The sequence below is a fragment of the Photobacterium sanguinicancri genome, assembly GCF_024346675.1.
In the GTDB taxonomy this organism is placed as follows: domain Bacteria; phylum Pseudomonadota; class Gammaproteobacteria; order Enterobacterales; family Vibrionaceae; genus Photobacterium; species Photobacterium sanguinicancri.
This window is the reverse complement of record NZ_AP024850.1, coordinates 2741920-2765021: the sequence shown is the minus strand read 5'-3', so window position 1 is coordinate 2765021 and position 23102 is coordinate 2741920. Positions and strand designations below refer to the sequence as shown.

Genomic DNA, 23102 nt, shown 5'->3' with positions numbered 1-23102 from the left:
TTAATATTAAGCTTTTTGTATCAATGAGTTATCTGTTTGGTGAGTAAATCACCAGGTTGAATGCTACCAGCAAGGTCTGCTCGGTCCACACTGAGCTCTGAAGATTTATCATAAACCCGTTCAACCGTAAGCGTCATCTCTGTTTGTACCATGCGCGCTCGGCTGATCCCTTGTTGATCAATAAAGGCCGCGTTGTGCCATAAACGCAGTTGGTCGCCTTGCTTAACACCGTGAATTCGGCCAACGTTGGTTTGTACCTTGTCATTAAAAATATTAATAACTTCAGGCAAACTGGAGCGACAAGCCAAGGTGGTCTCTAGATCTAGCATCATATTGCGGCTGGTACGTTGAACGGCTTGGCCATAACCTGACTGCCAAAAGCGTGCACTTTTTGTATCAACTTGGCTAACTCGTGTGAATGGCCACTGAGCGATTTCACGATAGTTTTTCTGAAGTAACATTTCACCTGTTTTGCCATTAATCACTTCTAGTGTGACGGCAAATTGTCGATTGTATTGATCATCTCGCAGTAGCTTTTCATCGACGGTTGACGTTAAATCCGTGATTTCGCCTGTAATAAGATATTGCGCATCGTAATCCTCAGCCAGCATGGTGAGTGTATTCGGTTGATCAATACGAAAAGGCACGCGGGTGATCCCCGAGACGACAAAGCTTTGTGATTTACGCTCAATTTGGCGTTGGAGCATCACACTGTAATCATCACCTATCTGATAAATACCCCCTAAAGCGGCATGTTGAGGTGCAGTGAGTGTAAAGCTACTGATTAAAATCGCTTTTTTGTATTGGGTTTTGTGGCAAGTCTTTGCCGATGGATAAATATCTATCCGAGCAGTGACGTAATAATTGCCGCCTGACTTTTTGGCTTTAACTATGCTGACGTTGCGCACTTCGTTACCGCTAAATTGGTACTCGTTACGCTCTTGGCTTAAATAGGGGCGTAAGTGTGAAAATGAGCTCGCATCGGCACCTGAATATAAGATGGCCTGGTAAACCGCATCTTCTAACGCGTTGTTACGGGCGGCTTTGTCGCTTTCTAGCACTTGTGCTTGTCCTGTGACTTCTAACCAAGCGGCCAGAGCTTGAGAGGGCATGGCTAACAACATGAATAGATAAAGCGCGCGTGTTTTTTTCATCGTATTCTCAACATCGGTATGAAAATTGCTTGGATAGTTGGACTTACTATATAGTATCGGGCTGAACAAAAACGGTTGTGATTCATTCAGAGTGGATTACCAAAGGGAGTATGCAAAGAGTATTCCCGAATATAAAGCAGCTAGCTATAAAGTTTTACTTTTTTTGAACGATAACAGGCTATAGGTCTTTTTGCATCCGGAGCGGGATAGAATGAAAAAGTGGATAGTCGTGTTGCTGTCAATGATGACTGCATCATGCGCATACTCCCCGATTTATAATGGTAAAGAACCATATACGGGCAATGAGTACCTGTTAAAGCAGACTCCTCGTCATACCATTGATTTCTTCATAGAAGGGATGACGGAACAACTGGTCGAATCTAACCAATATTTAACGGCAAAAACACCGTTAGCGGTTACCTCTTTTGTTGATTTACAGCAGTTGAACGAAACAAACTGGCTTGGTAATACTGTTACTGAAGGCTTTATGTATCAAATGCAACAACGTGGTTTTACCGTTGTTGATTACAAAGCAACAGGCGCAATAAAAGTCACACCGGAAGGTGATTTTACCATTAGCCGAAACTGGCGAGAATTGGCCTCTGAGCAGCCTGTTGACTATGTGCTCACTGGCACTATGTTACGTCAAGGCGGCGGTGTATTAGTCAATGCGCGAATTATTGGCATGCGTTCTCGTGTGGTGATTGCGACGGCACAGGGCTTCTTGCCTGCTGATCGTTTGGGCCGTGATTTAGATACCTTGAATAAGATGCGTATGCGTAACGGTGTTATTATTCGCTCTGAAGTGAACGAATTTGATCGCGGTAACGTGGTACTGAAACCTTAGGAGAAATTATGCGTATCTGGATGGCAGTAATCTTACTGTTACTTGTGGGGTGTCAGCCACTGGTCGAAATTCGTGATAATGATGTGCTCACCGCGGTAGGTTATGCATCAATCAGTGAACAGCGTGGTCGCACACTAGAAGAAAAACAAGTACGTGCAATGCGAGCATCTAAGATTGATGCTTACCGTGAGCTAACCGAACAAGTTTACGGTATGCGTATCAGTGCGCGTGCAGGTATGGAAGATCAGCAGCTAGGGGTCGAAAATACCGATGGCGCTGTTGATGGTATCATTCGTGGTGCTCGGGTCATTCGTAGTTACCCTGTCGGTGATAGTTATGTCACTGAGATGGAAGTCAATCTTAAGACCATGGAAAGAATGAAAGATCATGGTGAAGTATTCCATGTGCCATCCAACCAAGAGACGATGTTCTAATCATACTTCTTCGCTATTCGGCTTATTAGACATAGCGTGATTGTAGAAACAAAAAAAACGATGGCATTGACCATCGTTTTTTTATGCCTGCTATTTAACACTAGGACGCTGCTATGACTTGTAGTGGCGCTAGGCCTAGCGGCGAATTATTTAGGTCTAAGTGCTAATAAGTGCAATAAACGCTCGGGGGCTTGTGGCCATATTAGTGGGCTAGCGACAGGGTTACGTTCATTAAACCAGCCTGTAAAGCGTTGGGTGTTGTACTGATAGAACTGCACCGTATTATATAAGGGGACGGTAATTTGTTTACTGGCAATCGTTTCGTTGAGCTGGTTAATAATGTTTGCGCGTTGACGAACCGTAGAAGCGGTAGGGAAAGCGGTGAGCAGCTGGTCTACTTCATGATCTTTATAAAAGTGCTTTGCATACCGTGGGTATTGTGGCGCTTGGTAAGCGCTGTTAAAGCCAGAGTTAAAATACTTATACGGTGTTAGTCCTTGCGGGTAGTTGGTGATTGCCGTGACATAATCACCATAGGATAAGCGCTCAGCAAATTCTTCAAACCCAGTTTGAATATTCGTGGTACGTATTCCTACATTTTCTAACATTTCGGCCAGTAACATGGCTGTGGTATTAAAATCAGTCCAGCCTGAAGGGGTGAGCACGGATAATGTGAGAGGCTTGCCTGAAGGAAGATCTCGCCACCCATCATTGTTTTTGTCTTCTAGCTGAAGCGAATCCAATAACATATTGGCTTGTTTCGGATTGAAGGTCATATACGGGCGGTATTTTTCAGTGATTTTAGTATCAGCCCACTGAGTAAACCGTTGACTCATGCCAGATGCATACTCTGATGGGACACCTTGGCCAAACGCGGCGATATCAATTAATAGTTGGCGCTGAACTACCATAGAGATAGCCCGTCGAAACGCAATATTCTCTATAGTTTGGCGAAGTTCATTGTCAGCAACTTTGTAGTTGAAAATAAGGCTAATGGTGCTCGCAGGGGGTAACCAATAGTGAAAGTCTTCAGAGTAAGAGGCATAGTGGCGCTCGATATCAGGAATAAATGAACCCGTCCAATCAAACTCGCCTGTTACAATCCGCGCAATAAAATCATCGTTATTTTTCACTAATGGGTAGCGTAAGCAATCAATATGCACTTCGCTGGCTTGCCAGTAATTTGGGTTAGTGCATTGTTGGTAGTGGGTGTCATCCAACGATTCAATAACCGTAAATGGTCCAGTGCCGATGGGTTTTGGGTTGGTATATAGAACTGGGTTTTTGACTTTTTCCCATTGATGTTTAGGCACAATGGGCAGTAACACCAGCTGATGAGCGGCTAAAGCATTAGCCTGTTTCAATTCAATTTCGATCTCATAGTCTGATAATTTACGAATCGACTTCAATTGCGTACGAATCGCATGTGAATCAAGTTCTGGAAACATTTTGATTAAATTGAAGGAGTAAAGCACATCATCTGCAGTGAATGGTTTTCCATCTGACCATAGAACGCCACGGCGTAGGGTGAACTGGATACTCGTGAGATCTCGGCTAAGACTATAGCCTGTAGCAAGGCGATATTCTGGCTTATTATTCTGTAGAGAATTGAAGATGATCAGTGGCTCAAAAATGAATTCATGCGTCGTTGGCATGCTTAGCAGTGTGAAAGGGTTAAAATTGCGCTTAATTCGATCACGATACTCGGGGACAACAGTAAGTACAGTTGGCTCTGAGGAGGGGGTGGCATAGACAGATAAAGGTAATACAAAAGAGATAAAAACAACGAGGTAAAGGGTGTGCCACAAAGCGGTAAGAGAGCGTTGCATTATATTTTAATCCGAAACTACGATAAACAAGACAAAGCGGATGATTCAGCTAGGCTAAGCTACCGTAAGATTGCTTGATTGGCAACAATGATAACTGTATGAATAACTGTTTTTTTATGCAGATATATTGAGCGGTTATTCGCTTTCAATGTGGTTAACAAAATGTTGCCAAATATACTTCTCGGTGATACCTTCGACAAAGCGTTAACAAAATAGCGGAAGATTTTGTTAGTAATTACGAGCAATTTTCCTTTTGATGGAATTAAAGGAGTAAGAGCGCATGACGGATGCAGTAGCGCTTGAAGTCAAAGAATTACACAAGTCATTTGGTCAAAATGAAGTCTTAAAAGGCATATCTCTCACTGCTAATGGTGGTGATGTGGTCTCTATTATTGGCTCTTCTGGTTCAGGGAAGAGTACTTTCCTGCGCTGTATTAATTTACTGGAAACGCCGACGCAAGGTGAAATTTGGGTGAATGGCGAGCAAATTAAAATGTCCACCAATCGCCGTGGTGAGTTCCTTCCTACCGATGAAAAGCAAGTTCAGCGTATACGCTCTCGTCTAGCCATGGTTTTCCAAGGCTTCAATTTATGGTCGCACATGACAGTGCTTGGCAATGTCATTGAAGCGCCTATTCATGTCCTTGGTGTACCTAAAGCGGAAGCGATTGAAAAAGGTGAAGCGTTACTGAAGAAAGTGGGCTTGTATGAGCGACGCCATTACTATCCTGGGCATCTTTCTGGTGGGCAACAGCAGCGTGCTGCGATTGCACGCGCATTAGCGGTTGATCCTGAAGTGATGTTATTCGATGAGCCAACATCCGCACTTGATCCAGAATTAGTCGGGGAAGTGTTAGGCGTCATGCAAGATTTGGCGCAGGAAGGGCGCACCATGTTAGTGGTTACCCACGAAATGGCATTTGCACGTGATGTGTCTAATCAAGTGATGTTTCTTCATCAAGGGTTGGTGGAAGAGCAAGGTCACCCAGAAAAATTATTCACAAATCCAGAATCTGAACGACTTAAACAATTTATATCATCGATATATTAATAAAAAACGGTGCGAGACACCGAAGGCGTGTAGCCGTTTTAGCGTCGTAAAATCACTGCTGTTTGGGGTATAGGTGTTTTTACAACGTAACACAACAGGAGATAGACAATGAAAAAATGGATTTTAGCTGCAGCAATGGTTTCAGCATTAGGCGCAACATCAGTACAGGCAAAAGAGTGGAAGCAAATCCGCTTTGGTATCGAGGGGGCTTACCCTCCATTTAGCTGGACTGAGCCAAATGGCGAACTAAAAGGTTTTGATGTCGACATGGCTAATGCGCTGTGTAAAGAGCTGAAAGCGAAGTGTAAGATCGTCGCTCAAGATTGGGATGGCATTATTCCATCACTGCTTGCTCGTAAATATGACGCCATCATTGCTGCAATGTCTATCACCGAAGAACGTAAGAAGAAGATCGATTTCACGGGTAAATATGCCCTTATTCCTAACAAATTTGTTGCGAAAAAAGGCACTCAAATTGACTTTACCGAAGCGGGCCTAGATGGCGTTAAAGTGGGTGTACAGCGTGCAACAACCCATGATAAATACCTGACAGATAATTTCAGCTCGGTTGAAATCGTTCGTTACGGTTCATTTGATGATGCGTACCTCGATTTAAAAGCTGGCCGTATTGCAACAATTTTAGGTGATGCTTCTGCGCTTGAAGAAGGGTTGCTGAATAAAGCGGGTGGTGATGCTTATGACTTTATCGGTCCGTCGCTAACTGATCCAAAGTGGTTTGGTGATGGTTTTGGTATTGCACTACGTAAGCAAGACAAAGACTTAACTCAAAAGCTAGATGCCGCAATCTTGTCTTTACGTGAGAAAGGTATTTATCAAGAGATTGCAGCGAAATACTTCGCCTACGACGTGTACGGTAAATAAGGCTAAACAGTATTTGATAGCAAGGGAGAGGGCATAGCCAGTTTATGTCTTCTTCTCTTTAGGCTCGTTTTTAGATTATCAGGGAACATGATAGCTCTGGAGAACTAGTCTCACTTCATTGGTGTTTTAACACTGCTATTGGTGTGTAAAGGAGTACCCAATTGTTAGATTTAAAAGGCTATGAATGGTCGCTGGTGGAAGGTGCGTGGGTCACATTACAGGTGGCACTGTTGTCTTTACTGCTTGCCGCCATATTAGGGATGCTTGGGGCATTAGCAAAACTCTCACCTTATCGTTGGGCGCGTGCAATAGCGACGGTATATACCACGGTGATCCGCGGGATACCTGATTTGGTGTTGATGATGCTGATTTTCTTCGGCGGTCAAATGCTGCTGAATGACAGCCTATATAATATCAATGAATGGTTAAACAACTATTTCACTTCGTCTGATCCGAATCACGAATGGGCACAATACTTACCTGATTACATCGAAATCAGCCCTTTTGTTGCGGGTATCCTGACGATTGGTTTTATCTTTGGCGCTTACATGGCTGAAACCTTCCGTGGTGCGATCATGGCCGTAGATAAAGGTGAGCTTGAAGCCGCTAAGGCATACGGCATGAGTGGCGTATTGGCTTTTCGACGTGTTCTTTTTCCGCAAATGATCCGCCATGCATTACCGGGATTTGGTAATAACTGGCTAGTGCTATTAAAAACCACAGCACTGGTATCGATCATCGGGCTTGATGATATGGTACGTAAAGGCTCCCTTGCCGCGGGAACAACCCAAATGCCCTTCACGTTTTATATGACGATTGCGGTTATTTTCTTATTATTTACGACGCTTTCAACTTCTGCACTGAAGTGGGCAGAACGTCGATTCAGCATACATACGAGGTAAGTGATGGACTTTAGTATTCTTACCGAAAGCTGGCCGATTTACCTCGAAGGCTTTTATACCACCCTATGGATGGTGGCTGTGGCGTTAGTGGTTGGATTAGTGGTCGCTATTCCGATTGGTGTGGCACGTAATAGCAAACATTATTGGTTATCACTGCCTGCTTGGGGTTTTATTTATTTCTTTCGTGGCACGCCATTATTGATTCAGCTCTACTTGATTTATTACGGTTTAAGCCAGCTCATTCAAGTACAGGGGACGCTATGGCAAGAAGCTTGGTTCTGTGCGCTGGTGGCGTTTGTGCTCAATACCGCGGCTTATACTGCTGAGATTATTCGTGGTGCTATCAATGGTATTCCGCAAGGTGAAGTGGAAGCGGCAAAAGCGTATGGCATGAGTACATTACAAGCCTTTCGCCGTGTCATTTTACCGAGTGCGCTACGCCGCGCATTACCTGCATACAGCAATGAAGTTATCTTCATGGTGCACGGCTCTGCGGTCGCAGGGATTGTGACTATTGTTGATTTAACGGGCGCGGCACGTATTGTTAATTCACGTTATTACGCGCCGTTTGAATCCTTCTTATTTGCTGGTATGTGCTATATGGCGCTGACCTTTGTGATTATCTGGGGCTTTAGACGATTAGAAGGGCGTTGGTTACGTCATTTAAAACCATTGAGTTGATCACAACTATTGCAATACACCTAAGGCTGAACCTTTCACGAGGTTCAGCCTTTTTTATTGTTTATCAAATGGTTATTTCAGGATGGCTTAGGGCCTGTAAGTGAGCCTTAACTGTCCTTATTTCTCATAGTACAGGCACTTTCTTACTATGCGTCACGAGTCCATCCTTGTACTGCGGCAAATGTAGTGGCAGTGAAGTCCCATAAAACCAATAAAGTCAGCGGCTTATAAAGGCAGTGATGAACTCATTTCCCATGACTAAGGTGGCAATATGAACATACGCACTGTACTACTTCCTTTCACTTTTCCTTTGATTTTAGTGGGTTGCCAAGAGCAACTGGCAGAAGCTGTGGTGGTGGATATCCCTCTGCCTAAAGTGAAAACGCAATTAACCTATATCGAAAATATCAACATTGATCGTTCTTACCCTGGCTATTTAGAGCCGATGGAATCGGTTGATCTTAAAGCGAGAGTGTCAGCCACTATTCTTGAAAAACACTTTGTGCCAGGGCAAGAGGTAAAAAAAGGAGACCTTCTTTTTCGGCTAGATAACCAAGAGTTTAAATTAGCGCTATTAAAACTTGATGCTGAAAAAGCCCGTATCACCGCACGATCTATGTCGGCACAAAAGAACTACCAACGCGCAAAAAAAATGGGGCAAGCCATTAGTCAGCAACAGCTTGAAGCGAATGAAACAGAGTTAAAACTTGCCAAAGCGGAGCTTGCAGCGGTTGAACATGAAATTAAACACGCCCAAATTATCTTGTCGCGCACAGAGATCTTCTCACCCATTACGGGGCGCATAGGTCAAACCGATTGGTCGCCAGGTGATTTGATACAAGACGGTGAACTGCTGGTGAATGTTGTTGATGACAGCAAAGTGAAAATCAAAGTCAGTATTGATGAAGAAACCGTGCTTAAAACTGTGGATGACTATCGTCATAGCGACATTGATTACTCGGTGCATTTGAATTTTGTCGATGGCCGCTATTACGACAACCAAGGTCGATTAGAGTATGTCGATAATACGGTAAACAGCAAAACAGGTAGCTTACAGGTTGGGTTTTTATTTGATAACGATGACTCTGTGTTTGCTGGGCAATACGCCAAATTAACGCTTCGCAGTAGTATTAACGGCACCTTATTACCAGAGAAAAGTGTGACGGCAGATCCTACGGGTCAGTTCGTATATTTAGTTGAAGAGGGGGTTGTTGCCCGTCGAACTGTTGAAACGCAACCGTTCGAAGGTGACCAAGTTGCGATCACCAAAGGTCTTGTTGCTAACGAGATCGTGATTGTTGAAGGAGTACAAAAACTTGCGCCTGGGATGGCCGTCGATATCGAGGGTTAAATCATGGTTAAGTTTTTTATTGAACGTCCTAAATTCGCGATTGTACTGTCTATATTAATGACCTTAATGGGGGTGTTAAGCATTATTAATATGCCTGTGGGTCAGTACCCAGATGTCGCTCCACCTTCCGTCAATGTCTTTACTAACTACCGCGGTGCGAATGCACAGGTAGTAAATGACACCGTAGCCTCTGTGATTGAAAAACAGGTCAATGGGGTGGAAGGCATGCAATACATGCGTTCTAACAGTTCAAACGATGGTAGCTACAGTTTAGATATTACTTTTGAAGTTGGTTTTGATGCTGATCGCGCCGCGACCTTAGTGCAGAATCGCGTGAATGCTGCTATGCCACTGCTGCCTGATGAGGTCAAACGTGGTGGTGTTTTTGTTGAAAAAGTTAGCCCTAGTATGCTGATGATTTTAACGTTGCAATCGCCGAATGGTACTCATGATGGCTTAACATTATCGAACTATGCTTCATCAAATGTTAAAGAGCGTTTAGCGCGCTTAGGTGGCGTCAGTAAAGTTGAGCTCTTGGGTGAAAAAGAATATGCGATGCGTATTTGGGTTAAGCCTGAGCGCCTAGATGCGTTAGACATTACGCCAAGTGAAGTGATTGCTGCTGTTGTCGATCAAAATGCCGTTCGTGCGGCGGGTACTGTCGGCGCTGAGCCCGTGGTAGGCAATAATGCGTGGCAGTACACGGTGAACGTTCGAGGGCGTCTTGCAGGGGAAAAAGAATTTGGTGATATTCGCCTGCGTACCGATGCCGACGGCACAATTATTCATCTTAAAGATGTCGCTGATATCGAGTTAGGCGCCAACCAATATATGGCCGATGCTTACATCAATAATGCCGATTCTATTGGCTTAGCGGTTTATCAAGACCCATCAGCGAATGCGATGGAAGTCGCGCGTCTTGTCAAAGAGACCATGACTGAGTTTGAGCAAAGCTTTCCTGATGATATGACATGGGCGACGCCATATGACTCGACACTTTTTATCGATGTGAGTCTGTATAACGTCTACGAAACTCTGATCATTGCGGTGCTGTTAGTTACTTTAGTCACCTATGTTTTCTTACAAACTTGGCAGGCGACTTTAATCCCCGCTATTGCCATTCCAGTGAGCTTAATCGGCACCTTTGCTGTGATGGATATGCTAGGTAGCACCATTAATACCATTAGCTTATTTGGTTTAGTACTGGCAATTGGTGTGGTGGTTGATGCAGCCATTGTGGTGATTGAAAACGTCGAGCGTCTGCTGCATGAAAGTGATAAGCCTGTAAAAGAGTGTGTTATCGATGCCATGGCAGAAGTGACGGGGCCTTGTGTCGCATCGGCCGCGGTGTTGTTGGCCGTATTTGGTCCCACCTTAGCCATGCCGGGTATGACCGGTATTTTGTATAGCGAGTTCGGTATTGCGATCAGTATCTCGGTTGTTATTTCAACCATAGTCGCGCTGACACTGACGCCAGCTTTGTGTGTGCTATTAATGCACCGAGGCATGAAGCCACCTGCGTTTCTACAAGGATTTAACCGTGGCTTTGATCGTCTGACGGCGGGCTTTTCTTCAACCGTGAGTTTTTTGATCCGCAAGTTAGTCGTTAGTGCTGGTATTTTTGCGCTCATGCTTGCGGGCCTAACCTTCTTAGGTAAAACATTACCGTCAGGCTTCTTGCCCGACGAAGACCAAGGGGCGTTCTTTGCCACGGTGCAATTGCCTGAAGGGGCATCATTGCAGCGTACTCGTGAAGAGATGAACCTATTGGCGGCACAAATTCAGCAAGATCCTGCGGTGGATTTGGTGATGACAGTACCTGGTTATGATTTATTAAATAGCTCGACCAATTCCAGCGTGGGTATGGTGGTGGTGAGCTTAAAACACTGGGATCAGCGTAAAACGGCCGAGCTACATCAAGATGCGGTTTTAGCAAAAGTCCAAGCGGCGATTGATGCTTTACCTGATGGGGGCGGCTTTGCATTCTCGATGCCAGCGATACCAGCCCTTGGCATGGTGAATGGTTTTGAAGTGGTGCTAAAAGATGATGGTGGTAAAGGCCCAGAAGAACTAAACCGAGTCCTTCAAGAAACTCTCGCTAAAGCATCTGAAAAGCCAGAAATTGCCGCTGCATTTTCAACCTTTAGTGTTACAACACCTAACCTATACCTTGATATTGATGAAGAACGCGCCAGTTTAATGGGTGTCGATTTTGGTGACATCGTCAATACTATTAACAGCCACTTTGGTGGGGTTTATATCAATGACTACACCTTAGACAGCCGTAATTATCAGGTCATGCTGCAAGCGCGAGCAGACAGCCGTCAGTCGGCAGATGATCTTTCTGGTCTCTATGTGCGCAGTGCGAGTGGTGAGGCTATTCGTGTCAGTAATTTGGTGGAAGCGTCTATTGTGTATAAGCCGACTAGTTTACTGCGCTATAACGTGTCGGGCTCTGCGGTGATTAACGGGGTACCCGCGGCGGGTGTCACCAGTGGCGATGCGATTAAAGCGATGGAAGCTGTGCTTAGCGAGTTACCTCAAGGCTACAACTTCGAATGGACAGGCTTAACACTTGAGCAGAATAAAGCTGGTAATGCGACAGTGATAGCTTTTAGCTTGGCATTAATTTTTACCTACTTGTTCTTAGTTGCCCAGTACGAATCTTGGTTAACACCAGTATCGATATTACTGACGGTGCCAAGTGCACTTATCGGTATTTTTGCTGCGGTGAAACTGACAGGCGGTGACATCAACCTGTATACCCAAATTGCGATGATTCTCTTGATAGGAATGGCGAGTCGAAATGCCATCTTGATTGTTGAATTTGCCAAATTATTGAGAGAGGAACGAGGATATAGCGTGTTTGATGCCGCGATTACGGCTGCAAAATTACGTTTCCGTGCGCTATTGATGACGGCGTTCTCCTTCATTCTTGGTGTCGCACCGCTGATGATTGCTAACTCGGCAGGGGCACAAGCGCAAAAGGCCATCGGTTTTGCTGCTTTCGGTGGCATGCTGACAGCTACGGTTATTGGGACATTATTAGTGCCAGTGTTCTTCTATGTTTTCCAAACGTTGCGCGAGAAGTTTCATCGCCAACCTAGCAAGGCAGCAACTGTCGCTTCAATACCTAACGAGTTAGTGACGGAGAACGCCACTATAGAGACCACGACAGATAACGTGAAATAACTCGATTCAATACGATATGTGGGCGAGGTTATTGTTAGTTTGCAATTATGCCAGTAGCTGCGTCTGATAATGCCGCGCCCACACTCCCTTTCTAATGTTTAAACGGATGGAACATTGACTCGCACAGGTGTGCATAAATAGGTTTTAAAAAATGACAGCCAATAGAAGGTTATCACTCGGTATCAATTTACTCGCTACATGTGTATTGCTGGGATCAAGTACGACAGTGTTTGCAGGGTTTGAGGATTTTATTGATCCATTAGATGGTCGCCTGGATGCCAGCCAGTGGATCTTAAACAATGCTCATGGTTTTATGCCCGTTCCTTTACTGGTGACAGATCCCAGCGTCGGTGTTGGTGGCGGTGCTGCAGTGTTGTTTTTCCATGAAACAGATGAACAAAAAGCCAAACGCCAAGCTGACATAGAAAGCGTGTCGGATATTCCACCGAGCGTGACTGGGGTGGTGGGGTTAGCCACATCGAATGGCAGTAAGCTGGGTGGGGTTTTCCATTCAGGCAATTGGATGAATGACCGTGTGCGTTACTTAGGGGGGCTGTTTGGCGCAAAGTTTAATCTGAAATATTACCCTGAAGCACAATCGCAAGCATACGATTACGATATTGGCGGTTTATATTTCTTTCAAAATATTGATGCGCGTATTCAAGATACCAACTTCTTTTTGGGGGCCGATTATACCTTAATGCGCTCCGACGTAAGCTTTGCTACGCCTAAAGGACTCGTTGGAGTATTACCCGCCACGTTAAGCGGTAAAGGGCAAGATGCCAGTATTGCGCTCAAGTTCACTTACGATAACCGTAACAACCAATTCTCCCCAGATGAAGGCACTAAAGCAGGCATAAAAACCTCTTTTCATGATAAACGTGTCGGCAGTGATTTTAATTACACCGAGTATCAAGCCTATATCAACCATTACCAACCGATTAATGGCCAATGGACAGTGGCAGTGCGTGCCGATGTAAAATCGATAGATGGAGAGGCGCCATTTTATGCCAAGCCGTTTATTGATTTACGAGGTATTCCCGCGATGCGCTATCAAGGTGATGAAATGGGGTTGGCAGAAGTGCAGGTTAATTATGCCTTGGACAGTCGCTGGACATTGCTCGGCTTTACAGGGGCGGGGCAAGTGAAAGATAACAGTTCGCAAAATACGGATGAGAAGATTCATCAAACCTATGGTGGGGGCTTTCGTTACTTAGTCGCGCGTCAATTAGGTTTTAAAGCAGGTATTGATGTTGCCAAAGGGCCTGATGAGTGGGCTACTTATATTCAATTTGGTAGCGCTTGGTAAGAGGATCACCAAGTTAAGCCTCGTGGATATCGAGTGTTCCAGATGTGCACGGTTTACGTGGCCTAACTCTGAAATGGCACTGAAATGGCTTTGGAATAGCTTTGAAATAGAGCCTGAAATAAAAACGGTGAGCATAGTGCTCACCGTTTTTGTTTGTCTGTTTCTTTCTGCGCCTAACTCACTATTTGTTCATTGGTCTGCGGTTTGCCACTACACCAAGACTAGACTGCCACTACACCAAGACTAGACTGCCACATCATCATAGAGACCGATGTTAGTCAGTGTTGCCACTTCATCGATGTACTTGCGGACATGACTTGGGAAATCGACACCCTTGATTACGGTTAAATTACGTAAGAACGGGAACAGATTGACATCGTCGCACGCTAATTCGTTATTACGCTCAGACGGTAATCGAACCCAATTTAGATGCTCAGCCAGTGCTTGGTTTAAGCCATCTAAATATTCTTCGCTTCGGGCAAAGGCATCATCAAAGTCTTGTTCAATCATCTTTGATTTTTTCGCGACAAACCAATCCTTCGCTTCTTGGCATTGGAATTCAGGTAAATCAATCATCAACCAACGCGGGTAGAGTAAGCGCGAGCTAAAAGGCCCTGCTGCTTCGAGATAACGTGCAATATCTTCTTTATGCTTATTGGCAAGCAGTAAAGGATTGCCATCAAGGGCATCAAGATGGATCACGATATCTAAACTTTCCGCCATGAAACTGCCATCCTCTTTTTGCAGGATAGGCACGAGGTTTTCACCTACTTTTTCGATACGTGCATCAATATCGTGGTTTTGTAAGTAGACGATCTCAAGGTCGATTTTTTTCAGCCCAGCGACCATCATCGCTTTAATACAAAACGGACAGTGATCAAAAACGAACAGTTTCATAGCGTTTCCTTGTTAGTGATGGCTTATTCTTTTCAACTGTCTATTTCGTCAATAAGCCTGATTAAGAGTATGAACATACGCGTATTAGCTATATTGAGTCAATAATCAGCTAAAGGTTGACCAAATTGGTGCGTGATCAGAAGGCTTCTCGATACCGCGCAATTCGTAATCAACGTCTGCTTCTACACAGCGCTCGGCCAGCGACGGTGTTGCCAAAATCACGTCAATTCGTAGGCCTCGGTTATCAACAAAACCTTTTGAACGGTAATCAAACCACGAGTATTTATCGTTAGTTTCTGGGTGCAGTTGACGGAAAGTATCGACAAAGCCCCAATCCATCAGTGTCTTTAGCCATTCACGTTCAATCGGCTGGAAAGAACATTTGCCTGTTTTTAACCAACGCTTGGCGTTAGCAGGACCAATGCCAATATCATTATCGGCAGGGCTAATGTTGATATCACCCATCACAATCACTTCTTCTTCATTGCTGTGGTGATCGTTTAGGTAGTGCATTAAGTCAGCGTAGAACTTTTCTTTGGCTGGAAATTTGGTTTCGTGGCTAACATTTTCACCTTGTGGGAAATAGCCGTTTAGTACCGTGACTTTCTTACCATCTTCTTGTTCAAACGTCGCCATGATCATGCGGCGTTGTGCGTCTTCATCGTCCGTTGGAAAGCCTTTTTGGACCGAGATAGGTTCTTGCTTACATAGCATAGCTACCCCGTAATGGGCTTTTTGACCATGGTGATAAACCTTGTACCCCATGGCTTCAACGTCTGCGAGAGGAAAGGCTTCGTCGTGTACTTTGATTTCTTGTAAACCAATCACATCAGGTTGGTGCTTTTCAATCAAGGCTTGCAATTGATGAAGGCGTGCGCGTAAACCGTTAATGTTGAACGAGATGACTTTCATTGTTTTTCCTATCTAGCTAAATCGACAGACTCGACTAAACGAGTGTTATCTTCCGATGGTATCAGACCTTTATAGATTTACCACCGAGTCAAAATAGGGATATTAAAAAATTGCGCTACATTGCTTGTTTTGTGAGTGCTTTATTCGTAGTAGGTATCGCTGCGCCCGAATTGTTCTGCTTGGTTTTTCATCAAAATTATTGATGATCTTGGTTTAAATTGTGCTGCCGACTTCATAGCTCTGACTTTCTATACTTGAATCATCTCTACTGTAGAAAGGATGAATCAAATGGGGAAGTTGGTGAATGGCGTCTGGCATGATATTTGGTATGACACCAAAGACAGCGATGGCAAATTTGTACGAGAAGATGCCGGTTTTCGTGATTGGGTGACGGCTGATGGTGAACCGGGGCCACAAGGGCAGCACGGCTTTCAGGCAGAGTCTGGCAGATACCATCTGTATGTTTCGCTGGCTTGTCCATGGGCGCATCGAGCTTTGATTTTCAGGCAGCTTAAGCAGCTAGAGGAACACATAGGCGTTACTGTAGTGAGTCCAGATATGCTAACGGAAGGTTGGGTGTTTGATGAGCCCGAGCCGAATTATGGCCTAATGTATCTGCATCAGCTGTATAGCAAAGCCAAGCCCGATTACACGGGAAGGGTAACGGTGCCTGTACTGTGGGATAAACAGACTCAGACAATTGTCAGTAATGAATCTTCAGAGATCATCAGAATGTTCAATCAAGCGTTCGATGCATTAACGGGTAACCATGATGATTATTATCCGTACCATTTAGCGACAGAGGTTGATAAGTGGAATGACTTTATCTATCCCGCCATAAATAATGGGGTTTACCGCTGCGGCTTTGCCACGACACAAGCGGCATACGAAGAGGCTTTTGATGGCTTATTTACTGCATTAGATCGTGTCGACCATCATCTATCGACCCACCGTTATCTGGCGGGTGACAGCATTACAGAGGCCGATTGGCGCTTGTTCACCACGCTGATTCGTTTTGATGCCGTATATGTGGGGCATTTTAAGTGTAATCGCCAACGGATTGCGGATTATGCGCACTTATCTGGCTATGTGAAAGAGTTGTATCAATATGCTCAGATAGCGGAGACCGTCGATTTTTACCATATTAAGCGTCATTACTATGCTAGCCACAGCACAATAAACCCGACTCGTATTATTCCGTTAGGGCCTGAATTAGATTTATTATCATCGCATGGCCGTGGTATTCGTCGTGATATGTAAATATTACTGTGATCTTATTCAATGTTTTAAAATCAAATAAACATTATTGAAGTGAGTAATGGCCTAGATAATAAAAGCTTTACTCGCTTCGCATTATAATTTATCGAACTAATTATAATAGCCTTCATTCTTGAACAGGCAGTTTGGTTTGGATGATTTGATTTAGGTGGTGTAACTCAACTAAGTCAATGTGAGTGAATAATTATAATGAAAAAAATCGACGATATAGATATTAGGTTATTGCAACTTTTTCTGATCATTGTTGAAAGTGATGGCTTTTCCGCTGCGCAATATCAATTGAATATGCATCAATCAAGTATCAGTAAGAAGATGAATGATTTGGAAACACGGCTAGGGATGACTTTGTGTCATCGGGGGCGAAGTGGTTTCAAATTAACACCTGATGGTCTGAAAGTGTATGAGATGAGTCGACAGCTGTTTGGTCAGATTGATGTCTTTCAAAAGCAGATTGATAATATCCGCAGTATCTCATGTGGTAATATTCAATTTGGCATGGTGGATAACTTAGTAACCAATCCAGATTGCTTTATACCAGCAGCAATCGCCATGTTTGTTGATAAGCACCCGCAAGTACGGATTGACTGTGCGATCGCAGATTCTTACCAGATTGAAAAAGGGCTGTTAGAAGATAAGTTTGATATTGGTATCACCTCGTCGGAAGTTAAGAAAAGTGGGTTAGATTACCACTATCTCTTTGAAGAGAAACAAAGTTTATACTGTGTGCCGCAACATGCCATCCTTGATATTAACCGACCTGCAAGCCTAAAAGATATCCAAAATAACGCGTTAGTTGAACGAGGTCTCGCTCATCATATTACGCCAATGAGCGAGGTGATGGCATCATGCTGCACAGCTTATGCGCCAAACATGGAAGCGACTGCCCATTTGATTTTATCCGGTCGATTTATGGGGTATTTGCCCGATCATTATGCTGATATTTGGCTGCAAAAAGGAATGATGGCCAAAGTGCCGGTGGTGGAAGAACTCGCTTACTCGACTCATTTTTATCTAACCACTAATGAGCAACATGACTTGTCGCTAGCGTCTAAAGCATTAGTGAATGACTTAAAACAATCTCATGATATAAAAAGTGTGATGGCTGAACTATCATTGGGTTGATAGATTAAATTACTAATAGTTAACGGGGTGAGAACTTCCTTTGTTTTTTCAGACAGGTATTCGTTACCTTTGTTAAATTGATCGATTGAAATTTCATTCTAGCCAGCTGAAAAAAATTTCAGCTGGCTTTTTTATGCGTTTAATATAATTACGCATCGAAATTGTTGTTTTATTTAATTGGCATGTAAACATGCCAAACTAACTATTTTAGCGAGAGGGTAAATTTCGGTTAATAGCAACCAAGGCGTTGTACTATTAACAGGATGAAATATGCAGTACCCACAACTATCCATAAATCTCGACACGATTGAATCGAATGCCGCCAATATGGTGAAGTCTTGTAAAGACTACGGTGTTAAGCCTGTCGGAGTAACCAAATTATTACTCGGTGCACCTGAATTAGCACAAGCAATGGTGACCGGAGGAATTGAAATCCTTGGTGATGCTCGGTTAATCAATCTTGCTCGTTACCAGCATTTGACGGTCGATAAAATGTTGATCCGCTTACCGTCTTTTTCGGAAGTTGAAGAGGTAGTAGCACTGGCTGATATTTCACTGAATTCTGAATCTACCGTGTTGTGTGCCTTGTCAGAAGCCGCGGTTAAAGCCAATAAACAGCACCGCATAGTGCTCATGCATGATTTAGGCGATTTACGTGAAGGTTGTTTCGATGAAAATGAAACCTTGTGGCTAGCTGAATTAGTGTTGTCGCTTCCTAATCTTGAATTGATAGGGTTAGGCAGTAATTTAGCTTGTTATGGCGGCGTTGCCCCAAGTGCCGATAATCAAAATCAGTTGGTTGCACTGGCTGAGAAAATTGAATCGAAATACAACATTAAACTATCAGTGATCTCTGGTGCAAGTTCTGCAGGTTTAACGCTGATGATGGCAAAAGAAATGCCATCGCAAGTCAATCAACTGCGCCTTGGTGCTTCAGTGATCATGGGCATTGGCCTTAATGATGAACCTGTTCCCCATACTCAGCAAGATGCCATCCATCTACACGCTGAGCTCATTGAAATCAAACATAAGCCTTCAGTACCAACACTTTCCACCGCACTTGATGCATTCGGTAACACGCCTGAGTTTGTTGATCGCGGTATTCGCTGTCGTGGCCTATGCGCCATCGGCCGTCAAGATGTCGATATTGATCAAATCATCCCAAGCGATAGCCGTATCACGGTTGTTGGTGGTAGCAGTGATCACCTTATTTTAGATCTAACAGACTGCGAGTCTGAATACCAAATTGGCAGCGTGGTGACCTTTGAATTGGGTTACGGCGGTGTATTGCAATGCGCTACCTCTGAGTTCGTACATAAATCTTATGTGCGTAATTAATCAAATTTTTCCTTGTACGTCGCGAATAATAATAATGCGAGGGTTCCATGTTTAAGATTAAGAAGTTTCCAAATGCGTTCACCATTTTATTGGGGTTAATTGTTTTTTTTGCTTTGCTGACACACATACTGTCAGCGGGACAATACGAGCGGGTATTTAACGAAGCCTTAGGGCGTGATGTGCCTATTCCTGGGTCATATCACCAGATTGAAGCATCACCACAAGGTGTGCTCGATACGCTAATGGCACCGATCTCAGGCTTTTACGATCCTGCCACCAACATTGTTGGTGCTATGGATGTGAGTCTATTTGTGCTAATGGTCGGCGGCTTCTTGGGCATTATCACCAAAACAGGGGCAATTGATGCGGGTATAACACGCATTATGATCCGACTAAAAGGTCGAGAAATCATGATGATCCCTATTTTGATGACCTTATTTGCACTTGGCGGTACCAGTTACGGTATGGCAGAAGAAACCTTGGCTTTCTATGGCTTGTTAATTCCTATCTTTATTGCTGCTGGCTTTGATGCTCTTGTTGCGGTGGCGGTTATCTTTGTCGGGTCAGGTATTGGTACGTTAGGGTCAACCATAAACCCATTTGGTAACGTGATTGCATCAAATGCGGGTGGGGTCGACTTCCTTGATGGCTTTGGGCTTCGTCTTGGTATCTTGGTCATTGCGCTGATCATTGGCTGTTTGTACGTTATTCGCTACGCCAAGATGATCCAAAAAGATCCGAGCCGCTCGCTTATTGCGGATATTAACAAAGCTAATGCAGATCATTTCTTAGCGAACCGTAACGACAGTGATTTAGATGTTGCACTAACGCTTAAACAAAAAATTGTATTGGCATTGTTTGCTGCGACCTTCGTTATCATGATTTACGGTGTATCTACCTTAGGCTGGTGGATGGCAGAAATGAGTACCTTGTTCATTGTGATGGGGATCATTTGTGGCATCGTGGGTCGCCTGAGCGAAGATGATTTGATTAACTCGTTCGTCGCAGGGGCTGCTGATTTAATCGGGGTAGCACTGATTGTCGGTGTGGCTCGCGGTATCGTGGTTGTGATGGAAGCGGGTAATATCACTGATACCATTTTGTTCTACTCAGAAGGCTTAGTGGCTGGTAAAAGTTCAGTATTGTTCATTAATGCGGTGTACTGGATAGAAATGCTATTGGCATTTGTTGTGTCATCAACATCAGGCCTTGCGGTAATGAGTATGCCTATTTTGGCACCTTTGGCGGACTTTGCGAACACAGGACGTGAGTTGGTGGTAACTGCGTTTGTGTGTGGTATTGGTACTGTATTATTCGTTACACCAACTTATGGTGTGCTAATGGGCGGTCTTGCGATTGGTCGTGTTCCTTACATCACTTGGTTGAAATTCATTGGTCCACTGGTTGCTTTCTTCGTGGTACTTAACACCATTATGTTGTCATTGGGTGCGAGTGTGTTGGGTTAATGCCTGAACGAGTCTATATATAAGCTTATGTATAAGTCTGTGTATACAGAGACCTATGATAATAAAACAGTGAGAATTTAGACGTTAGAAACTAAATAATCAGTAATAAATACATTTATGCCTTCATGTTCAATAGTCGTCTGAACATGAGGGCATTTTTTTATCTGTGCCGATACCTAATTTGCCGAGTTATTGGGTGTGATTGACTGGCGCCAGTTCAATCACTTCTGGTCTTGCGACAGTTGAAACATCGGTATTTAGCGCAGTCTCTGTGTTAGGCGCAAGATCTATAGAGAGTAAACAAGGACTATTGACTGGCGGTTCGTTGAATTGCTGCGAAGGTGTATTATCGAGCTGATCGAAGATACGGCTTCGCCATGCCTCGTAATCCGCAGGCAGTGGCATCACGCTAATCGCTTGGCGGCGTAGCCGAGAATAAGGCCGTGTTTGTTGCTGATCTAAGGGCAGTTCCTGGTCTTGTTGTAGTGCTTGGTCTTGTGGCAGTGCTTGGTCTTGTGGTTCTGGAACAGAGCCTTGACGGCTGTATGCATCAAGATAACCAAGGTTAGCATCTGAACTATACGGGTAGCGGATCAAAATCTGATCGTATAAACGTATGGCTTGCTGTGGATGGCTGACGATCAATGCTTTCGCTTCACTCAGTTGTAACGCTAAATTTTTAATGCTGTTAGCTGACTCAGTGTTGCTCCGCAGTGCATCAATACGTTGTAAGCTATGGCCATCGAATTGGTCACGCAAACTTAAGGTTTGATGAACTTCGCTGATCAGCAACACTTCTCCCAGGTTGATCAAAATAGGCAAGAGCTCGATCAAAATAACTGATGGCAGTTTAGTGATTTTCTCAAAATAATAACTCAATCCAATTAACGCGCGACGTTTCGCTTTTAGCGGTTTATTTTCGCTAAGGTAAAAACGTGCTCTAACGATATGACCATAGGTTGTTAAAAATGGTTGCTGGGCGGGTAATAGACGGCTAAAAGCGCGTAGTTGAATGCCTTTGAGCTCTTGGCGTAACTGTCGACGCGATTGGTTGGTGCGTGGCGAGAAGTACAGCTGTTCAAAGATGGCATTAAACTCGGCAAAGCGCACAATCCAACTGATATCAATAATAGGAAGGTGATTTGCCAATACGCGGCCTGCATTGAGCAGTTCATCCGGTTGATTTAAATCAGCGGCTTGTTGAGCAACAATTAGCGCCCGATGACTTGCAGACGGTGTTAATTGAAATGCACGTTTAGCGGTGACGAGAGCATCAAAGGGACGATGGCTAACTTGCTGATATTGCACTAATAGATCAAAAGCTTCAATGCAAAGGGGCGTGCGTTCTATTAAGGCTTCTAAATGTTGAATAGCTTGCTCTAAGTGTCCTTCATGCGCCATTACTTTCGCTTCAACAACGGCCACTTTATGGCTGGGATGTTTAGCCGTTAAAAATATCAAAATTGGCTGGAGTTGCTGCCAAGCCTGTTCTTCAACCAAGAGATCGAGTAATAAATCCGACAGTTTTTGGTTATGACCAAATTGGGTTAATTGCTGTTTACACAGTTCGATCGCGCGTTTTGTTTGTTGCATTTCAAGCGCGTGATAAACGGGTTGACGGATCTCGCTGTCTTTTAGTGTTTGAGTCAGCTTTTGTTTGAGTGTGGTATTGGTGATCGGTTTTGATAAAAAACAATCTGGCTGAACAGAAAGGGTAGATAAGATCACTTCAGTGGAGTGATCACCCGAGATCATCATGATACCGCAGGCAGAGGAAAGGAGCCGTTTACTGCGCAATAAACAAATTAATTCACTGCCGTTAAGTACTTGATTCAAATGGTAGTCTGTTATGAGTACGTTGTAATGGGTTTTTCGGCAGGCACGGACCGCTTCGTCGTAGGTATCTGCAAGATCAATATGCTTAATACCTAATGGCGTGAGTAAACTTTTCAGTAGAGTTGATGCCGAACGTTGGTCATCGACAATCAATACTTTTATTTTTTCCCAATGTATAGCGGGTGTAGCATTGAGGTTAGTTGTCGTCATCCTTGATCCTTAATGCCAATCGCTCGACACAAGTAATTATACGTCTTACTGCTTATATTGTGTTTTTTATTATGTGTAATACCAGTATATGCAATAAGTGGCATTTTGCGTGATATATGATGAAAGCAGTATCTGAGGTGGCTTATAGAACACAATGAACCCTAGTTTTAAGGTCTAGTTTTGAGCTCTAATTTTTGAACGCTAGCTTTTGTGTTATAGCGCTCTTTGAGTGCTGTTGCTCTAGATATGCAAAGAGGTTACATGAAAAACAGGCATGAAAAAGCCAGTTGCTTTCGCAACTGGCTTGAATGATGGTGGAGGGAGATGGATTCGAACCATCGAAGGCAGAGCCGACAGATTTACAATCTGTTCCCTTTGGCCACTCGGGAACCCCTCCACGGGGTATTGCTA

General features: G+C 44.0%; 18 protein-coding genes and 1 tRNA gene. 13 read left to right on the top strand and 6 right to left on the bottom strand.

From position 1 onward, the window contains the following. Positions 1 to 20 precede the first annotated feature (20 nt). Positions 21 to 1154: a flagella assembly protein FlgT gene (locus tag OCU87_RS12810; protein ID WP_094956451.1), complete on the bottom strand. Its 1134-nt coding sequence runs from the start codon at positions 1152 to 1154 to the stop codon at positions 21 to 23. A gap of 211 nt (positions 1155 to 1365) precedes the next feature. Here OCU87_RS12810 and OCU87_RS12805 point away from each other — a divergent pair, with 211 nt between their 5' ends. Beyond that, complete coding sequence (locus OCU87_RS12805) at positions 1366 to 2001, top strand: FlgO family outer membrane protein (RefSeq protein WP_062688001.1); 636 nt, start codon at positions 1366 to 1368, stop codon at positions 1999 to 2001. Between the two features lie 5 nt (positions 2002 to 2006). After that, complete coding sequence (locus tag OCU87_RS12800) at positions 2007 to 2435, top strand: LPP20 family lipoprotein (protein WP_062688002.1); 429 nt, start codon at positions 2007 to 2009, stop codon at positions 2433 to 2435. 146 nt (positions 2436 to 2581) lie between these two features. Here OCU87_RS12800 and OCU87_RS12795 read toward each other — a convergent pair whose 3' ends face one another. After that, positions 2582 to 4264 carry an ABC transporter substrate-binding protein gene (locus OCU87_RS12795; protein ID WP_261857338.1) on the bottom strand — a complete coding sequence of 561 codons (1683 nt, stop codon included), beginning with the start codon at positions 4262 to 4264 and terminating at the stop codon, positions 2582 to 2584. Between the two features lie 280 nt (positions 4265 to 4544). On the opposite strand from OCU87_RS12795, the gene OCU87_RS12790 reads away from it, so the two are divergent. From OCU87_RS12790 to OCU87_RS12760, 7 genes are all read left to right on the top strand, one after another. Continuing rightward, entirely contained in the window at positions 4545 to 5315 is a 771-nt protein-coding gene (locus tag OCU87_RS12790; RefSeq protein WP_094956454.1) for an ABC transporter ATP-binding protein, read from the top strand. A 108-nt stretch (positions 5316 to 5423) separates the two neighbouring features. Then, positions 5424 to 6197 carry an ABC transporter substrate-binding protein gene (locus OCU87_RS12785; RefSeq protein WP_094956455.1) on the top strand — a complete coding sequence of 258 codons (774 nt, stop codon included), beginning with the start codon at positions 5424 to 5426 and terminating at the stop codon, positions 6195 to 6197. 161 nt (positions 6198 to 6358) lie between these two features. Next, positions 6359 to 7099, top strand: a complete 741-nt coding sequence (locus OCU87_RS12780) for an ABC transporter permease (RefSeq protein ID WP_094956456.1) — start codon at positions 6359 to 6361, stop codon at positions 7097 to 7099. Between the two features lie 3 nt (positions 7100 to 7102). Beyond that, entirely contained in the window at positions 7103 to 7780 is a 678-nt protein-coding gene (locus OCU87_RS12775) for an ABC transporter permease (RefSeq protein WP_094956457.1), read from the top strand. Positions 7781 to 8051: 271 nt separating this feature from the next. Next, a complete protein-coding gene (locus OCU87_RS12770) occupies positions 8052 to 9131 on the top strand; it encodes an efflux RND transporter periplasmic adaptor subunit (RefSeq protein WP_094956458.1) in 1080 nt (359 codons plus the stop codon). 3 nt (positions 9132 to 9134) lie between these two features. Next, positions 9135 to 12323 carry an efflux RND transporter permease subunit gene (locus OCU87_RS12765; protein ID WP_261857337.1) on the top strand — a complete coding sequence of 1063 codons (3189 nt, stop codon included), beginning with the start codon at positions 9135 to 9137 and terminating at the stop codon, positions 12321 to 12323. A 151-nt stretch (positions 12324 to 12474) separates the two neighbouring features. Further along, positions 12475 to 13632 carry a BamA/TamA family outer membrane protein gene (locus tag OCU87_RS12760; protein WP_261857336.1) on the top strand — a complete coding sequence of 386 codons (1158 nt, stop codon included), beginning with the start codon at positions 12475 to 12477 and terminating at the stop codon, positions 13630 to 13632. 243 nt (positions 13633 to 13875) lie between these two features. Here OCU87_RS12760 and grxB read toward each other — a convergent pair whose 3' ends face one another. Together grxB and xthA are read right to left on the bottom strand one after the other, a co-directional pair. Further along, positions 13876 to 14529: a glutaredoxin 2 gene (gene grxB / locus OCU87_RS12755; protein ID WP_261857335.1), complete on the bottom strand. Its 654-nt coding sequence runs from the start codon at positions 14527 to 14529 to the stop codon at positions 13876 to 13878. A gap of 105 nt (positions 14530 to 14634) precedes the next feature. Beyond that, a complete protein-coding gene (xthA, locus tag OCU87_RS12750) occupies positions 14635 to 15441 on the bottom strand; it encodes an exodeoxyribonuclease III (protein WP_261857334.1) in 807 nt (268 codons plus the stop codon). A 288-nt stretch (positions 15442 to 15729) separates the two neighbouring features. Here xthA and OCU87_RS12745 point away from each other — a divergent pair, with 288 nt between their 5' ends. From OCU87_RS12745 to OCU87_RS12730, 4 genes are all read left to right on the top strand, one after another. Then, positions 15730 to 16701, top strand: coding sequence for a glutathione S-transferase family protein (locus tag OCU87_RS12745; protein WP_261857333.1), 972 nt, complete (start codon positions 15730 to 15732; stop codon positions 16699 to 16701). A gap of 207 nt (positions 16702 to 16908) precedes the next feature. After that, positions 16909 to 17841: a LysR family transcriptional regulator gene (locus OCU87_RS12740; RefSeq protein ID WP_261857332.1), complete on the top strand. Its 933-nt coding sequence runs from the start codon at positions 16909 to 16911 to the stop codon at positions 17839 to 17841. Positions 17842 to 18111: 270 nt separating this feature from the next. Further along, entirely contained in the window at positions 18112 to 19179 is a 1068-nt protein-coding gene (locus tag OCU87_RS12735) for an alanine/ornithine racemase family PLP-dependent enzyme (RefSeq protein WP_261857331.1), read from the top strand. Positions 19180 to 19226: 47 nt separating this feature from the next. After that, positions 19227 to 20645, top strand: coding sequence for a YfcC family protein (locus OCU87_RS12730; RefSeq protein WP_261857330.1), 1419 nt, complete (start codon positions 19227 to 19229; stop codon positions 20643 to 20645). Between the two features lie 189 nt (positions 20646 to 20834). Here the strand turns inward: OCU87_RS12730 and OCU87_RS12725 are convergent, their stop codons facing one another. Both OCU87_RS12725 and OCU87_RS12720 read right to left on the bottom strand, forming a co-directional pair. Continuing rightward, a complete protein-coding gene (locus tag OCU87_RS12725; protein ID WP_261857329.1) occupies positions 20835 to 22691 on the bottom strand; it encodes a response regulator in 1857 nt (618 codons plus the stop codon). Between the two features lie 312 nt (positions 22692 to 23003). Beyond that, positions 23004 to 23088, bottom strand: a tRNA-Tyr gene (locus OCU87_RS12720). Positions 23089 to 23102 lie beyond the last annotated feature (14 nt).

What these genes read in the sequence shown, in the direction of transcription:
- OCU87_RS12765 (WP_261857337.1), top strand. Translation starts at nt 9,135, where the DNA reads ATGGTTAAGTTTTTTATTGAACGTCCTAAATTCGCGATTGTACTGTCT.
- OCU87_RS12805 (WP_062688001.1), top strand. Translation starts at nt 1,366, where the DNA reads ATGAAAAAGTGGATAGTCGTGTTGCTGTCAATGATGACTGCATCATGC.
- OCU87_RS12785 (WP_094956455.1), top strand. Translation starts at nt 5,424, where the DNA reads ATGAAAAAATGGATTTTAGCTGCAGCAATGGTTTCAGCATTAGGCGCA.
- OCU87_RS12735 (WP_261857331.1), top strand. Translation starts at nt 18,112, where the DNA reads ATGCAGTACCCACAACTATCCATAAATCTCGACACGATTGAATCGAAT.
- OCU87_RS12810 (WP_094956451.1), bottom strand. Translation starts at nt 1,154, where the DNA reads ATGAAAAAAACACGCGCGCTTTATCTATTCATGTTGTTAGCCATGCCC.
- xthA (WP_261857334.1), bottom strand. Translation starts at nt 15,441, where the DNA reads ATGAAAGTCATCTCGTTCAACATTAACGGTTTACGCGCACGCCTTCAT.
- OCU87_RS12740 (WP_261857332.1), top strand. Translation starts at nt 16,909, where the DNA reads ATGAAAAAAATCGACGATATAGATATTAGGTTATTGCAACTTTTTCTG.
- OCU87_RS12790 (WP_094956454.1), top strand. Translation starts at nt 4,545, where the DNA reads ATGACGGATGCAGTAGCGCTTGAAGTCAAAGAATTACACAAGTCATTT.
- grxB (WP_261857335.1), bottom strand. Translation starts at nt 14,529, where the DNA reads ATGAAACTGTTCGTTTTTGATCACTGTCCGTTTTGTATTAAAGCGATG.
- OCU87_RS12725 (WP_261857329.1), bottom strand. Translation starts at nt 22,691, where the DNA reads ATGACGACAACTAACCTCAATGCTACACCCGCTATACATTGGGAAAAA.
- OCU87_RS12730 (WP_261857330.1), top strand. Translation starts at nt 19,227, where the DNA reads ATGTTTAAGATTAAGAAGTTTCCAAATGCGTTCACCATTTTATTGGGG.
- OCU87_RS12770 (WP_094956458.1), top strand. Translation starts at nt 8,052, where the DNA reads ATGAACATACGCACTGTACTACTTCCTTTCACTTTTCCTTTGATTTTA.
- OCU87_RS12745 (WP_261857333.1), top strand. Translation starts at nt 15,730, where the DNA reads ATGGGGAAGTTGGTGAATGGCGTCTGGCATGATATTTGGTATGACACC.
- OCU87_RS12775 (WP_094956457.1), top strand. Translation starts at nt 7,103, where the DNA reads ATGGACTTTAGTATTCTTACCGAAAGCTGGCCGATTTACCTCGAAGGC.
- OCU87_RS12760 (WP_261857336.1), top strand. Translation starts at nt 12,475, where the DNA reads ATGACAGCCAATAGAAGGTTATCACTCGGTATCAATTTACTCGCTACA.
- OCU87_RS12795 (WP_261857338.1), bottom strand. Translation starts at nt 4,264, where the DNA reads ATGCAACGCTCTCTTACCGCTTTGTGGCACACCCTTTACCTCGTTGTT.